Source organism: Sphingomonas hengshuiensis (assembly GCF_000935025.1).
Classification (GTDB): Bacteria; Pseudomonadota; Alphaproteobacteria; order Sphingomonadales; family Sphingomonadaceae; genus Sphingomonas; species Sphingomonas hengshuiensis.
In genome coordinates this window covers 4,796,577-4,811,550 of the sequence record NZ_CP010836.1, presented here as the reverse complement: position 1 = coordinate 4,811,550, position 14,974 = coordinate 4,796,577, and the positions used below count along the sequence as shown (strand labels likewise).

Here is a 14,974-nt window from a genome sequence, read left to right as displayed (position 1 = left end):
CGTAGAAATGATATTTATTTCCCGCAGACCCATAATGTCAACTTCCGTTTTTACGGAAATTTTGCGCAAAGCATCCGCGAGATTTCTACAGCATGTTGCAGCATGTCCGCGTCTTCATATTTGTAGATAGCCGCGTCGTTCCACAGTAACTAAACATATATTTGGGGGCATTTCGTGACCTCGGGGAATTATCTATGAGAATTGCGATCTACGGCGTTGGGTACGTCGGAATTACTTCGGCTGCCTGCCTGGTTCGCGACGGCCACGACGTGATCGGGGTGGACATCAGCGAGCGAAAGGTCGAACTGATCAACGCCGGTCGAAGCCCGATCTACGAGCCGGGGGTGGAGGATCTGCTGTCGGCGGGGGTACTCGCCGGCCGGTTGAGCGCGCAGACCGAATTGCACGATCTGAGCGACGTGGATGTCGCGATCGTCTGCGTGGGCACGCCCAGCGGCATCGATGGCTCGCACGACATGCGCTATATTGCGGAGGTTTCGCATCACATCGCCCGTGCCGCGATCTCGACGACGCCGCGCGCGAAGCCGCTGACCGTCGTCTATCGCTCGACGATGCGTCCCGGGTCGGTCGAACGCCTGATCGAGCCGATCTTCCGGCGGTACCATGAAAACCTCGCCGACGTGATCGAGCTTGTCTATAATCCCGAGTTCCTTCGCGAAGCGACTGCGCTGAAGGACTATTGGGCGCCTCCCAAGATCGTGGCCGGCACCCGCGACGGACGGCCCTCGGCTGCGCTCGACCAGATGTATGCGGGGATCGACGCGCCGCGCTTCAACGTCGGCTATCGCGAAGCCGAGATTACGAAGTTCGTCGACAACAGCTTTCATGCGCTGAAAGTCGCGTTCGCCAACGAGATCGGCCGGATCTGCCTGCGCGAACAGGTCTCGGCGCGGACGGTGCACGAGATCTTTGTTTCGGATACGAAGCTCAACATCTCGCCTTATTACCTTCGTCCCGGTGGCGCCTTTGGGGGATCGTGCCTGCCCAAGGACGTGCGCGCATTGACGTTTCTCGCCAACGAGACCGGTGCGGAGACCTTCCTGATCGATTCGATCCTGCGCTCGAACGAGGCCCATAAGCGCTTCGTCTTCGAACTTGCCACGCTGGGTCTGAAGCCCGGTGCCCGCGTGCTGCTCAACGGCCTCGCATTCAAGGCCAACAGCGACGACCTGCGCGAAAGCCCCTATGTCGACCTGGCGCGGCGCGTCCTCAACGGCGGATTCGACCTGTACATCTGGGACCCCCAGATCGAGCCGAGCGCGCTGCTCGGCCATAATCTGGGCTATTCCTTCGCCCATCTGCCCGAGCTCAACGGACTGTTGGTGCGCGACATCGACATGCTCGAATCGCTGGACATCGCGGCGATCCTCGACGCGCGCGGCGATGCGCACGCGCTGCCGCTGCGCGACGTGCCGGTGGTTTCGGTCAACGTCATCCCATGAACCACACCGCGTCCCTTCCCCGGGTCGACGGCGAGCATCCCTTGGCGCCCGCTCCCGGCCCGACCGAGGCTGCACCGGCAAGAGGCGCAGCGCGGCCGGGCGCGCGCGCGCGCCCGCGCCGGGTTCTGATCATCGTCGAAAACCTCCCGGTGCCGTTCGACCGGCGGGTCTGGCTGGAAGCGACAACGTTGCGCGACGCCGGCTATGAAGTGAGCGTGATCTGCCCGACGGGCATGGACTATCCGAAAGGATATGAGCTGGTTTCCGGCATCCATGTCTACCGCCACGACCTTCCGGCCGAGGGAAACGGGCTCGCCGGCTATATTCGCGAATATGGCGCCGCGCTCTGGAGCGAGTTGACGCTGACGCTGCGCGTGTTGTTCACGCGCGGCTTCGACGTGATTCACGCATGCAATCCGCCCGACCTGATCTTCCTGGTCGCGATGCTCTTCCGACCGCTCGGCAAGCGCTTTCTGTTCGACCATCACGATCTCTGTCCCGAATTGTTCGAGACCAAATTCGCCAAGCGGGGCCTGCAATATCGCGCGATGGTGCTTGCCGAACGGATGACGTTCGCGCTCGCCTCGGTCTCGATCGCCACCAATGAGAGCTATCGGCGGATAGCGATCGAGCGCGGCAAGATGCGGCCCGATCGGGTGTTCGTCGTGCGTTCGGGCCCGAATCTGGCGAAGATCCATCCTGGTCCGGCGCAGCCGGAGCTCAAGCAGGGGCGCCGCTATCTGATCGGATATGTCGGCGTGATCGGGCGGCAGGAGGGGCTCGACCTGCTGGTCGATGCCGCCGCCTTGATCCGCAGCCAGGGGCGCGACGACATCCATTATGGCATCGTCGGCGGGGGCCCCGAACTCGAGGCGATCAAAGCCTATGCCGCGGAGCGCGGAGTGAGCGACATCTTCACCTTCACCGGCCGCGCGCCCGACGAACTGATGATGGCGATGCTCAATACCGCCGATGTCTGCGTCAATCCGGACCGAGTCGATGCGATGAACGACCTCAGCACCATGAACAAGATCATGGAATATATGGCGCTGGGAAAGCCGATCGTTCAGTTCGACGTGACCGAGGGGCGGTTTTCGGCGCAGGACGCGTCGCTGTACGCGCGCGCCAACGATTCGCTGGATTTCGCCGCGAACATCGTGGCGCTGCTCGACGATCCCGATCGACGGGCGCAGATGGGCGCATCCGGCCTCCAGCGCGTCCATGACCAACTCTCCTGGGAGCATGAGCGCCCGAAACTGCTTGCGGCATATGATGCGCTGTTCGCACGCTGATCCCGCGCACGCTCCCACGCCAGGCAGGAAGATCACGGGATGACCAGCGCTCCCGCAGCCGGTGCGCGCCCGCCGATCCTTACCCGCATGCTGCCGAGGCAACTGCCCGGCCTGCGGCTGGAAAAGATCGCCCCGCCGCTGATCCTGCTGGCCGGTATCCTTACGCCGACGGGCCTGCAGGCCCAGGTCGGGGGGCTGCTGCTGTTCCCCTATCGCGTCGCGCTGATCGTGCTGCTGCCCTTCCTGCTCCTGCAGATGGTTCGTCGCGGCACGCGGTTCAACGCCGTGGATTGGCTCATCCTGTTCCTGGGCGGATGGACGATCGTTTCGATGATGGCCAATTCGGGCATTCTGCCCGGGATCGAGGACGGCGGACGAACCGCGCTCGACATTCTGGTCAGCTACTTCATCGGTCGCGTCTATTTTGCGCATCCCGATCAGTGGCGCCGCTTTCTGAGCGTGTCGTTCCTGCCGATCTGCGTCGTCGGCGCGATTTTATTAATCGAAAGCGTCACCCATCGCTTCATCGTGACTGCGCTGTTTCCGCTCCATTTCGTTCCCGACCAACAATTGCGCATGGGGCTGATGCGCGGGCTTTCGGTGTTCCCGCATCAGATCCTCGCGGGCATGTTCTTCGCGTCGCTCTTTCCCCTATATTACTTCGCGTTCCGGGGAACGAAGGGAAACGGGCACCGCGCGACGGTGGGGTTGTTCGCACTATTTGCGGTGAGTTCGGCGGCGATTCTCTCGTTTCTCGTCGCGCTGGCGCTCGCGATATACGTGTTCGTCTCTCGCCTCACGCTCAAGCGGCTGGACTGGCGCCCCATCGTAATATTGGGAATCCTGGCGCTGCTGGCGCTGCAGTTCGGCGCCGACGGCGGTGCAATGCGCTGGATCGTGCGCAATCTCACACTGGACCCGCAGACCGGCTATTTTCGCATTCTGATCTGGGATTTCGGCTCGGCCTCGGCGCTCGCCCATCCGTGGCTCGGGATCGGCAATGAATCTTATGAGCGGCCGGTTTGGATGCTCACCGACAGCATCGACAATTACTGGCTGTTTCTCGCGATGCGGTTCGGGATGCCTGCGGCGCTCGCGGCGACCGCGGCGGTATTTTGCACCATCGCCCTCGCCAATCGGGCGCGGCGCGCCCTGCTTCCGTTCGATCCCGCGCGCGCCGATGTTTTTGTCGGCCTCATCATATCACTGTTCTGCTTCTGGCTCCTGGTCTGGACGGTTGCGCTGTGGGACAATGTCCTGTCCTGGTTCTACTTGCTGCTCGGGGTCACGGTTGGCATGAGCGCGACGGTGATTTCCGAAATCGCAGCGGTGCAGTCGCGCGCCCGGCGAACCGCAGCGCCGCCGCCCGCCACTCTCCCTTCGAACAAGGCGCGCTGATGCTCAGTCTCAACCATCTCGATCCGCTGCGCCGGATCTTCGGCCGGGCGCGCCATTTCTATTTCACGCGCCTGTTCGGAATGGATATCGATCCCAGCGCGCAATTGTCGCTGAGCGCAAAGCTCGACCGTACCTTTCCGCGCGGCGTGCACATCGGCCCCGACAGCTATGTCGCGTTCGAGGCGCGAATCCTCACCCATGATCGCGTGCGCGGCCTGTATCTGCACACCCGGATCGGGCGGAACTGCTTCCTCGGCGGGCGCAGCATGATCCTGCCCGGGGTCACGATCGGCGACGGGTCGATCGTCGGCGCGGGCAGCGTCGTCACGCGCGACGTGCCGCCGCGCTGCATCGTCGCCGGCAATCCCGCGCGCGTCATCAAAAGCGGTATCGAGACCGGGAAATTCGGGCGGCTGGCGGCAGCGGACAGCACCGAGGCCCAGCTTCGCGACAGCGACGACAGCGTCGCGGCGCTGCCTTCCAAAGCATTCAGACAAGCAGGACGGGGACGGAAATTATGAGCGGCGCGGACACTTACCCCGCGGCAGGGGCGGTTTCGCCCGCAGAGGCGGCTCCCCAGCTTTCCATCCTGATGGTGAACTGGAACACGCGCGACATGACGCTCGCCTGCCTGCGATCGCTCTACGCCGAAACCCGCGAGACCCGGATCGAAGTGATCCTGATCGATAACGCTTCGCACGACGGTTCCGCCGATGCGATCGCGGCGGAGTTCCCCCAGGTCAGGCTGGTACGCAGCGGCACCAATCACGGGTTTGCGAAGGCCACCAACATGGCCGCCGATCTCGCGCAGGGCGCGTTGTTCCTGCTTCTGAACACCGATACCGTGGTCCTCGATCGCGCCATCGACAAGCTGGTTGCCTTTGCCGCGGCAAGACCGGCGGCGCGCATGTGGGGCGGGCGGACCGTGTTTGGCGACAGGTCGCTCAACAAGGCTTCGTGCTTCGCGCGCATTACGCCGTGGAGCGCGTTTTGCATGGCGTCCGGACTGGCGGCGGCGTTCAAGAGCTCGGCGCTGTTCAACCCGGAGGCCTATGGGGGCTGGCGCCGCGACACGGTGCGCGAAGTCGATATCGTCACCGGCTGCCTGCTGCTGATCGAGCGCGACCTGTGGCGCCAGCTGAAGGGGTTTGACGAGACCTTCTTCATGTATGGCGAAGAGGCCGATCTGTGCGCGCGGGCGCGTGCGGCGGGCGCCAGGCCGGCGATCACCCCCGACACCACGATCGTCCATTATGGCGGCGCGAGCGCGCGGCAGTTCGCGGATCGGATCTGCTATGTCTTCGGGGCGCGGATCGGACTGATCCAGCGGCAGTTTTCACCCGGATGGCGCGGTTTCGGGCGCGCCGTCACCATGGCGGGGGCCGCGTGGCGGGCCGGCGCCTATGGCGCGATCGCGCGCGTCAGCCGCAACCAGCGCCATGTCGATTCTGCCCGCGAATGGGGCGAGGCGTGGCGCCGCCGGGCGCTCTGGAAGAACGGCCCGGTTGCGCGGGCGCTGAAATAGCGATGGACGCGCGGGGGACCAGAATGACGGTGCCGCCACCCTATTCGGTGGTGATACCGGCGCATGACGAGGAGGCGGTGATCCGCCGTTGCCTCGCCGCGCTCATCCGTGACGTCCCGGCGGGTGAAATGCCGGAGATCATCGTCGTGCCCAACGGGTGCAGCGACCGCACCGCCGAGATAGCGCGGGGCTTTGCCGGTGTCGTCGTGCTGGAACTCGCCAAGGGATCGAAGACCGCGGCGCTCAACGCCGGCAGCGGCGCCGCGACTGCGCTTCCCCGCTTCTTCCTGGACGCGGACATCGTCGTCGACCACCGCGCGCTGATGGCCACCGCCGCCGCGCTTGCGCAACCGGGCGCAATGGCCGCCGCGCCGGCGATCCGCGTCGACGTGACCGATTGCAGCCGCCTGGTTCGCGCCTATTACCGCGTCTGGTGCCGGCTGCCCTATATCACCGATGCCATGGTCGGGTCCGGCATCTTCGGCCTTTCCGAGGCTGGGCTGGCAGCTGTCGGCACCTTTCCCGCGATCATCAGCGACGATGGCTTCGTCCGCTCGCGCTTCGCCGCTGCCCAGCGGCGGCGCGTTGCACTTGGGCCGGACGGCGCCCCGGTGTGCTTCACCATGTTTCCGCCGAGGGATGTCGCCAGCCTGGTCCGCATCGAGGGCCGCCGCCGCGCCGGCGACGCCGAGTTGCGCCGCCTGTATCCGACCCCGGAGGCGCGCCCGGCGACGACCGGCCACGCGCTGCGCGCGGAATTCGCGCGCCAGCCCTTCGCCGTGTGCGCCTATCTGGCGATAAAGACTGCCGGACGGCTTCGCTTCCAATGGACCCGGATTCTCGGCCAGCAGGGCCGCTGGCTGCGCGATACGAGTTCGCGTACCGCATGAGCGCGTCCGATCGGCCCGTGCTGCCGGCCCATCCCGCATCGCCCGCGCTCGACGCGGCTGTCCGCCGCCCGCGCGTCCAGTCGCTGGGCGCAGCCTATACCGCGGCGGGCAACCACGCCCCCGGCTTCGACACGCTGCGCATCGCGGCGGCGGGCGCGGTGGTCTTCCACCACGCGATGGCGCTCCAGCACGATATCGTGCGCGACGATTATCTGCGTACGTTCAGCCATGGCTACACCACGCAGGGCTTTCTTGACGTGAGCGTCTTTTTCAGTCTCAGCGGTTATCTGGTGGCGCCTGGGCTGGTCCGCTGGCCGTGGAGCCGGCCGCTCGCCCGCGCGGACGCGTCGTTTGGCATCTATCTGCTCCACGGGCCGGTGATCGTGCTGATCCTGGCATATTACCGCCCCGAATCGTTCGTCACCCTGTTCCTGCTCGCGATCGCCATCACGATTCCGATCGCGCTGGCTTCGTGGTTCTGGCTCGAGGCGCCGGCTCTGCGGCACAAGGGCGCGCCCGCGGAATGGGTCCGCAAACTGGCGCGCGCCGTACCACGAGGATCCCGATGAGCACCCGCCGCCACACAGGCTATAATCTGATCGGCGCGATCGCGCCGATTCTGCTCATGCTGGTCACGGTGCCGCTGTACCTGCACGCGCTCGGCGAGGTTCGCTATGGCATCCTCGCCATCGTCTGGCTGCTGACCGGCTATTTCAACTTCTTCGACTTCGGCCTCGGCCGGGCGACTGCGTTTGCGATCGCGCGCCACAAGGGCGCATCGGACGACGTCCGGGCCAAGACCTTCTGGACGGCGCTGATCGTCAACAGCCTGTTCGGGCTGATCGGCGCCGCGATTCTGCTGGCGCTTGCCGGGCCCTTGTTCCTGCACGTCTTCAACACCCCGCCGGAAGTGCGGGCCGAGCTTATGCCGGTGCTGCCCTGGCTGGCGCTTTCGGTCCCGCTTCTGACGCTCGAGGGCGTGTTCACCGGTGCGCTGACCGGGCGCGAGCGGTTCCTGCTGCTCAATATGCGCACCACCATCGGTACGGCCATCACGCAAATCCTGCCCCTGTTCTTCGTCTGGTATCTGGCCCCGACGCTTACCGTCGCGATCCCGGCGACATTGTTCGCACGCGCGATCAGCGTCGCGTTGCTGGCGGCGATCGCGTTTCGCGCGGTTCCTGCCGGCATCCGCCCGAACTATGGCGGCCATGCGCTCGCGCGCGAACTGCTGGGCTATGGCGGCTGGGTCAGCCTGGCCAGCGCGCTCAATCCGATCATCGCCAATCTCGACCGCTTCCTGATCGCCGCGTTCATGCCTGCCTCGGCGATCGCCTTTTATACGGTGCCATTCCAGTTGGTGACGCGCGGCGTCGTCTTTTCCAATGCGCTGGCGACCGCGCTCTTCCCCAGGCTTGCGCGAATGGAACCCGAAGAAGCGCGCCGGCTGGCCGAACGCGCCGTCCGCGCCAATGCCGCGCTGATGACGGTGCTGTGCGTCGCCGGCATCCTGATCATGCAACCCTTTCTGTCGTTGTGGATCAACCAGGGCTTCGCCGAGAAGGCCGCGCTGGTCGGACAGCTGATCGCGCTCTCGCTGTGGCTGAACGCGATCGCGCTCGTGCCGTTCAACCTGCTCCAGGCGCAAGGCCGGCCCAGGGCCACCACGACGATCATGATGATCCAGACGGTGCCGTTCGTGGCGCTCGCCGTGCCCGGAATCCTGTGGTGGGGAATCGCCGGCGCGGCGCTCGCCCGCAACTTCCGCTCGGTGGTCGATGTGGCGATGCTCACCCATCGCACGGGCCTGCTGCGTTCGACAACGCGGCTTGCGGTGGTCCCGTTCGCGCTGATGATCGGCAGCATTGCCGCCGCGCAGATCCAACCCGCGATAACGCCGCGCGGGATCGTGCTTGCGCTTGCGCTGATCGGCGCCGCCACGGTCTGGGCCGCCTTCACGTCCCGCCAGATGCTGGCTCCGCTGGCGCGCCAGTTCAACATCCGGGCAGCAAATTTCATCACGAGGAAGAACACATGACCGAGGCAACATTGGGTTCGCGCGTGAGGCGCGTGATCGGCGAGGCGGATTTCACCCACAGCCCGCGATTCGTCGCGCAGCGCTGGCGTGCGAAGCTGGCCCGCGCGCTCGGCCTGGCCTCGCGGATGACCGACGAGGATGTGGTTGCACGGGCGGGTCCGATCGTCTCCTATCATGGCAACAAGTTCGACCTGGCGCATCCGCGGGCATCGGCCCAGATCGGCGCGGCGATCGTCAAGGGCACCTATGAAGCGCGCGAGATCGACCTGATCCGCCGCAACGTGCGGCCCGACGACAAGGTGCTCGAACTGGGCGCGTGCATGGGGGCGACCTCGCTCCTGCTCTACGACATGGTCGGCCGCGAAAACCATCTGGTCGTCGAGGCCGACGCGCGCAATTTCGAGCTGAGCCGCCACATGTTCGACCTGAACGGCAAGGACGTGCGGATCGAATATGGCTTTCTCGTCGGGGGCGAGGACGCGCTGCAGAATGTGCCCTTCGCGTCCAACGAGAATCCGAGCTCGTCATCGAGCTTTCAGCGCGACGGCACCGAGGTCCTTGAGCAGGTGCCCGCCCTGCGGTTCGAGGATGTGCTCGAACGCGAGGGTTCGACGGTCCTCGTCCTCGATATCGAGGGCGGCGAATATGAACTGTTCACCAAGGCGCGTGCCTTCCACCAGCTCCGCACCATCCTGATGGAGGCGCACCCCTGGGTGATCGGCGAAGCGCGGATGCAGGAGCTGCTGGATGCGCTTGCGGCGCATGGCTTCGCAGTGAGCAAGAGCTATCAGCGCGGCCGGTTCCTGATCCTTAGCCGAAACGTCTGATGCGGATCTTCATGTGAAGCAAGTCGCCGCCCCCTCGCTGTCGCACCGTATCCTCCGTCGCGGCTTGCGCGACCTGCGGTTCGGCCTGTTGCGCCTCCACACCATCGCGTTTGCGGCGGTCCGTGGCGTGCACGCCGGCCGGGGAACCCTGATCTATCCCGGGGCGCGGCTCAGCCGGATCGGCGGCGGCACCATCCGGATCGGGCGGCATTGCGAAATCCTGCCGGGAGCGCTGCTGGCCACCTATGGCGGCGCGATCCGGATCGAGGACCATGTCAGCGTGAATCCCTATTCCGTGCTCTATGGCCATGGCGGGCTGGACGTGGGCGAAGGCACGCGGATCGCGGCGCATGTCGTGGTCGTGCCGGCGAATCACGGTATCGAGCCCGATGCGCCGATCCGCGTGCAGCCGATGATCACCCGGGGCATCCGCATCGGCGCCGACGTGTGGATCGGTGCCGGCGTGCGCATCCTCGACGGTGCCGAGATCGTGCCCGGCTGCGTGCTCGCCGCCGGGGCGGTCGTGCTGCCGAGCCTGCGGACCGAGCCGATGGGAATCTATGGCGGCGTGCCCGCGCGGCGCATCGGCTCGCGTATCAAGCCAGAGGAAGCACCGTGACCGACGACCGCATCATCGTCTATACCTGCGTGTCCAAGAATTACGACCGCGCGCTGATGCCCGTGCCGGCAAGCGACGCGGTGCGCTTCGTCTGCTTTACCGACAGCCCGGCCTATCTGCGCGCGCCGGGATGGGAGGTGCGTGCGGTCGAAAGTCCCGAGCGCCTCCAGAGCGGCCATGACATTAATCGCTACCACAAATTCTTTCCGCACCGGCTGTTCCCCGATGCGCGATGGTCGATCTATCTCGACGGGAACCTGCGCTACGCAGGCGACTGGCGCGCGCTGGTCGATCGGGTGGCCGCGGCGGGTGCTGGTCTGGGCGCCTTCTGGCATCCGGAGGGGCACAGCCTGGCGCAGGAGATCGAGGCGTGTCGCCGCCTCAAGTTCGACGCCCGCGACACGGCATGCGTCGATCGCCAGATCGCGCTGTACGTCGGCGATGGCGCGAGGCTGGACGCGCCGATTCCCACCAACAACCTGCTGGTGCGCGATCACGCCTTCCCGGGCCTTGCCGACGCGATGAGCCTGTGGTGGTCGCATCTGTTCGAATTCAGCAAGCGCGACCAGATCAGCCTGCTGCACGCGCTGGCGCAGCGCAGCGTCCCGTGGCAGCCGCTCGACGGCGACGGGGGGGTCGATCCGGCACTGGTCAGCGTGATCTGGCACCGGCCGCCGCTGCTTGCCCGAATTCGCAAGCGGCTCCGCAGAATGTTCGGCTAACCCCCCGGCCGCCCGAGCGGGCGGCCGGGCCGTTCAGGCGGCTTTCTCCATCGCGTGATATGCGCGATACCAATCGACGAATGCGGATACCCCGACCTCGACCGTCGTGGCGGGGACATAGCCCGTCAGCGCTTCGAGCAGCTTGGGGTCGGCAAAGGTTTGCGGGACATCGCCGGGCTGCATGTCCATCATGTTGAGTTTGGCGGTGGTCCCGATCGCCTTTTCGATGGTGCGAATGAACGCCATCAGCGGCGTCGGCGAACCGCCCGCGATGTTCACGACACGATAGGGCGCGCTGGCCGACAGCGTATCGGTGACGTCGCGGGAGCCGACGCGATTGCTCTCGTTCGGCGGGATTTCCGCAAGCCGCACGACCGCCTCGACCAGATCGTCGACATAGGTGAAATCCCGCGCCTGCTCGCCATGGCCGTAGACGTCGCTGGGCCGCCCGGCGAGCATCGCATCGGTGAATTTGAACAGCGCCATGTCCGGACGCCCCCACGGCCCATAGACCGTGAAGAACCGGAACATGGTCGTCGGGATTCCGAACAAATGGCTATAGCTGTGTGCCATCGCCTCCATTGCCTTCTTGGTGGCAGCATAGAGGCTGAGCGGTTCGTCGGCGCGGTGCGACTCCGCGAACGGGATGACGCGGTTGGCGCCATAGACCGACGATGTCGATGCCATCATCAGGTGCCCCGGCTGGAGCCGACGCGCCAGTTCCAGGACGTTCCACGAGCCGAGCAGGTTGCTGTCGATATAGGTTCGGGGCGCCTCCAGCGAATAGCGCACCCCGGCCTGCGCGGCGAGATGGACGATGACGTCGAGCGGCGCCTCCCCGACCGCCGCGGCGAGCGCCCGCGCATCCTCGAGCATTGCCGTGACATGGCGATAGCGCGGATAATCGCGCAACATCGCCACGCGCGCATGCTTGAGGCGCACATCATAATAGTCGGTCATGCCGTCATAGCCGACGACGTCATGCCCCTCTGCGAGCAGGCGGCGTGCCAAATGGAAGCCGATGAAACCGGCGGACCCGGTGACGAGGAAGCGGCTCATAGCGCGCACCCCCGCGCGTCGAGCGTTGCGGCGTCGCTGTCGACGCAGGCCATTTCGACGCCGGCCACAGGGCCGACATCGGCGAAACAGGCGCCGGAAACCATTCCGACATGCCCCGATCCGATCATCGCGATGCGCATCATCATGAAATGCTCCGTTGTTGTGAAGGAGCGGACGCGGGTTGCGCCGCATTTGCCGGCCTCGCGCCCAGCGGGGCGCGTTCGGCCTCGCTCGCCGGCTTCCCCATCCGTGCGAGATCGACCAGCAGACCCTCGAGACCACGCCGCTGCCCCGGTGTCAGCCGTCCGACGTCGCGAAAGAAAAGCGCGCGCCAGGGCGGGTCGTCGCGGAACCGTTCGGCCAGCGCGGCCGCGCCCTCGGGGGTCTCCAGCATCTCGCGGAATCCCGCAAAGACCCGCGTGCGTTCGCGGCCCCGCCGAACCAGCGCGTCGCCATGGGCCGCAGCGAGGCGATAGGATCGCGTCTCCAGCCCATAGCCGAACAGCCAGGTGGCGACGGCGCCGTTTCGCCAGCCCAGCCCCGCTGCCAGCGTGTAACGCTGCGCTGCTTCGGCGCGCTTGCCGCGCCGTTCCGCCGCCGCCGCGAGCGTCGCCAATGCGCGCTGGTCATAGGGCGCCCGCGCGACCGAGGATCGCGCAAGCCCCTCCGCCGCCGCGATATTCCCGCGAGAAAGCTGGACCATCGCCAGGCTGGTGCTGGCCAGCGTCGATGCCGGGCGCACCGCAAAGGCGAGTTCGGGACGCTGCTTCGCCACAAGAATGCCCGGCATCGTGATCCGCATGACGATCCAGATGCCGATCGTCGCGGCCACCGCGAACATGATGATCCTGAGGTAACGGCCCCCCGCCGCCCGGCCCACGGCTAGGCCGCTTCCCGGTTGGCATCTATCGTCGCAGGCTCGTTCTTGTGATAATAGCTGTCATAGGCGTAGGAATAGCCGGCGTGGCGCGGGTCGAACTTGGTCAGCAGTACGCCGATCGGGGTAACCCCGACGCTCATGATGCGGCGCAGCGTTGCCTTGATCTGCGCCGTCTTCGCCCGGCCCGATTCGACCAGGAACACGACGCCGTCGACGGTGTTGGCGTAGAGCAGCGCATCGGCAAAACCGGATACCGGAACGCCATCGATCACGACATTGTCGTAGGCCGCGAACTCCGTCATCGCCTGCCCCAGCGCTTCCCCGGAGAGCAACTGGACGGGATTGGGCGGGATCGGGCCCGAGGTCAGGATGTCGAAGCCCAACAGTTCCGAACCCTGAACTGCGCCCTGGATCGCGCTCTGGTTGGTCAGGATACTCGACAGCCCGACGGCGTTATCAAGATCGAGCACCCGGTGCAGCGACGGCACGCGCATGTCGCCATCGACGAGGAGCACGTTCTGCCCGACCGCGGCCATGCTGCGGGCGATCGCGATCGCGCTGGTGGTCTTGCCTTCGCCCGGCAAGGTGCTGATCAGCAGCAGCGATCGCGGCAGACCGGTCGCGGTTGCGAACTCCAGGCTGGTGCGCGCCGCGTTATACGCTTCGGTCAGCGGCGATTTCGGCATCTTGAGCTGGGGCAGGACGTCCATCCCCTTGGTGGCCAGCGGTACGATGCCGATGACCGGCAGGCCGAGCTTGGCGCGGACATCCTCCGGCGTGCGGATGACATCCTGGAACGCCTCGCGGCCAAGGATCAGGACCACCGCCAGCGCAAAGCTCAGCGCAAGACCGATTGCGAGATTCTGCAGCGGCTTCGGATAGATCGAGCGGACCGGCACCTCCGCGCGGTCGATGATCGAGATGTTGTTGAGCGTGAGGGCCGCGGCGGCGCCGATCTCACGCGACCGCTGAAGCAGCGTGTTGCGGAACGAGCGGTTCGAATCGACTTCGTTCTTCAGGATATTATACTGAATCCGCTTTCCCTGATCGGCCAGCGCCAATTGCTGTGCATTTGCGACGGCGCTTGCCAGTGCGGCTTCCTGGTCTCGTGCGACGGTATAGCTATGATTGATCGACGCGCGGATCTCGGACAATTGGGCGTTGATCGAGCGGTCCAGGTCGGTGACTTGCGCCGCCGCCTGCCGAACGGCCGGATAGGTCGCGATATAGCGCTGGCTCAGATCGTCGAGCGCGGCCTTGCGTTCGGCGCGCAGTTGCTGGAGCGCCTGGATGGTCGGATTGGCGAGCGCCTGTGGCAGCGACCTTGCGGACGCGCCCGCCATGCCGCGCAATTCCTGTTCGGCCAGCACGCGCCGGGTCCGCGCTTCGGTATAGGCCGTGTTCAAGGCGACGAGGTTCGAGGCAGACAGCGACGGCGGCGCTTCCGCAGTCTCCGCGCTGCCCCCGCCGGACTGCGAGGAATCGATAACGCCCTCTGCACGCGAATAGTCGATCAGCTTCTGCTGGGACTCTTCGAGCCGCCGTCGCGATTCCTCGAGCTGGTCGGCCAGGAAATCGCGCGCATAGTCCGACGCGCCGACCTTGGTCTCCAGGCTCATCGAGATGAAGCTGTCGGCATAGCGGTTCGCCACGCGCGCCGCGAGCGCCGGATCGGGGCTGTCGAAGCTGATATCGGCGACGCGCGAACTGATCGGCAGCTTTGCGTCCAGATTCGCCAGCATCAGATCGATCGCCTGCTCGCGACGCGCCTCCAACGCCGCCTTCGAGCTGCCGCCGTCGACCCGGCGCGCGCCCATCGTCTTCGCAAAGGCAGTGGTGCGGGCAAGACCGAGTTCGTCGACGACACGCCGCGCCAGCGTCCGGCTCGTCAGCACGCGCCGCTGGCCCTCGATGAAACGGTTGGCATCGGACATCGCCACCGCCGGCTCGACATCGGCGCCTTCCAGGATCGTCGGCATCTGCTGGTTGATCTGGACGCTCGCGGTCGCCCGGTAGAGCGGCGTAGACAGCACCGTCGCCACGATCGACAATGCCAGCCCGATGACCACGACAGCCCCGGCGAGCCAGCGATTGCGGGACAGGACCCACAGCATTTCGGTGAGCTTCATCGACAGCCGGCTGCTGCCCTCGGAGTCGTCGAGCAGCACGTTTTCGAGCACGTCGCGGCCATGGCCGCCGGTGAGCGGATAACCAACGGCGTCATCTGTCGGGCGATAGCCTGTCACGATTAATCCTCAGAA

At 65.8% G+C, this 14,974-nt stretch carries 15 protein-coding genes; 11 read left to right on the top strand and 4 right to left on the bottom strand.

All coding sequences use genetic code 11. The features are described from left to right. The first annotated feature begins 194 nt into the window (after positions 1 to 194). Genes TS85_RS22030 through TS85_RS21980 form a run of 11 tightly spaced genes read left to right on the top strand, consistent with a single transcriptional unit; the run spans position 195 to position 10,774 of the window. Positions 195 to 1,463 (top strand): nucleotide sugar dehydrogenase, encoded by a 1,269-nt coding sequence (locus TS85_RS22030; protein ID WP_044335104.1) that lies wholly within the window; start codon positions 195 to 197, stop codon positions 1,461 to 1,463. Further along, positions 1,460 to 2,755: a glycosyltransferase family 4 protein gene (locus TS85_RS22025; RefSeq protein WP_077228750.1), complete on the top strand. Its 1,296-nt coding sequence runs from the start codon at positions 1,460 to 1,462 to the stop codon at positions 2,753 to 2,755. The genes TS85_RS22030 and TS85_RS22025 overlap by 4 nt, the downstream gene beginning before the upstream one ends. A 39-nt stretch (positions 2,756 to 2,794) precedes the next feature. Next, positions 2,795 to 4,153 (top strand): O-antigen ligase family protein, encoded by a 1,359-nt coding sequence (locus TS85_RS22020; protein WP_077228749.1) that lies wholly within the window; start codon positions 2,795 to 2,797, stop codon positions 4,151 to 4,153. Next, positions 4,153 to 4,674, top strand: coding sequence for an acyltransferase (locus TS85_RS26340; protein WP_044335099.1), 522 nt, complete (start codon positions 4,153 to 4,155; stop codon positions 4,672 to 4,674). Before TS85_RS22020 ends, TS85_RS26340 begins: the two co-directional genes overlap by 1 nt. Next, complete coding sequence (locus tag TS85_RS22010) at positions 4,671 to 5,678, top strand: glycosyltransferase family 2 protein (RefSeq protein WP_044335097.1); 1,008 nt, start codon at positions 4,671 to 4,673, stop codon at positions 5,676 to 5,678. The genes TS85_RS26340 and TS85_RS22010 overlap by 4 nt, the downstream gene beginning before the upstream one ends. Before the next feature lie 23 nt (positions 5,679 to 5,701). Beyond that, entirely contained in the window at positions 5,702 to 6,568 is an 867-nt protein-coding gene (locus TS85_RS22005) for a glycosyltransferase (RefSeq protein ID WP_044336814.1), read from the top strand. Continuing rightward, positions 6,565 to 7,137 carry an acyltransferase family protein gene (locus tag TS85_RS22000; RefSeq protein ID WP_044335095.1) on the top strand — a complete coding sequence of 191 codons (573 nt, stop codon included), beginning with the start codon at positions 6,565 to 6,567 and terminating at the stop codon, positions 7,135 to 7,137. The genes TS85_RS22005 and TS85_RS22000 overlap by 4 nt, the downstream gene beginning before the upstream one ends. After that, a complete protein-coding gene (locus TS85_RS21995; protein WP_052508059.1) occupies positions 7,134 to 8,606 on the top strand; it encodes a flippase in 1,473 nt (490 codons plus the stop codon). Before TS85_RS22000 ends, TS85_RS21995 begins: the two co-directional genes overlap by 4 nt. Further along, on the top strand, positions 8,603 to 9,433 hold the full coding sequence (locus tag TS85_RS21990) for an FkbM family methyltransferase (RefSeq protein ID WP_044335094.1): 831 nt from the start codon (positions 8,603 to 8,605) through the stop codon (positions 9,431 to 9,433). The genes TS85_RS21995 and TS85_RS21990 overlap by 4 nt, the downstream gene beginning before the upstream one ends. Before the next feature lie 13 nt (positions 9,434 to 9,446). Next, entirely contained in the window at positions 9,447 to 10,052 is a 606-nt protein-coding gene (locus TS85_RS26195) for an acyltransferase (RefSeq protein WP_227698574.1), read from the top strand. Further along, positions 10,049 to 10,774 carry a glycosyltransferase domain-containing protein gene (locus tag TS85_RS21980; protein WP_044335093.1) on the top strand — a complete coding sequence of 242 codons (726 nt, stop codon included), beginning with the start codon at positions 10,049 to 10,051 and terminating at the stop codon, positions 10,772 to 10,774. The genes TS85_RS26195 and TS85_RS21980 overlap by 4 nt, the downstream gene beginning before the upstream one ends. Before the next feature lie 33 nt (positions 10,775 to 10,807). Here the strand turns inward: TS85_RS21980 and TS85_RS21975 are convergent, their stop codons facing one another. The 4 genes from TS85_RS21975 to TS85_RS21965 are packed head-to-tail and all read right to left on the bottom strand — an operon-like array spanning position 10,808 to position 14,959. Next, positions 10,808 to 11,833, bottom strand: a complete 1,026-nt coding sequence (locus TS85_RS21975) for an NAD-dependent epimerase/dehydratase family protein (RefSeq protein WP_044335091.1) — start codon at positions 11,831 to 11,833, stop codon at positions 10,808 to 10,810. Continuing rightward, a complete protein-coding gene (locus tag TS85_RS25655) occupies positions 11,830 to 11,979 on the bottom strand; it encodes a hypothetical protein (RefSeq protein WP_227698573.1) in 150 nt (49 codons plus the stop codon). Before TS85_RS25655 ends, TS85_RS21975 begins: the two co-directional genes overlap by 4 nt. Beyond that, on the bottom strand, positions 11,976 to 12,674 hold the full coding sequence (locus TS85_RS21970; protein ID WP_155006523.1) for a hypothetical protein: 699 nt from the start codon (positions 12,672 to 12,674) through the stop codon (positions 11,976 to 11,978). The genes TS85_RS25655 and TS85_RS21970 overlap by 4 nt, the downstream gene beginning before the upstream one ends. A gap of 41 nt (positions 12,675 to 12,715) precedes the next feature. Beyond that, positions 12,716 to 14,959: a GumC family protein gene (locus tag TS85_RS21965; protein WP_044335089.1), complete on the bottom strand. Its 2,244-nt coding sequence runs from the start codon at positions 14,957 to 14,959 to the stop codon at positions 12,716 to 12,718. Positions 14,960 to 14,974: the final 15 nt, after the last annotated feature.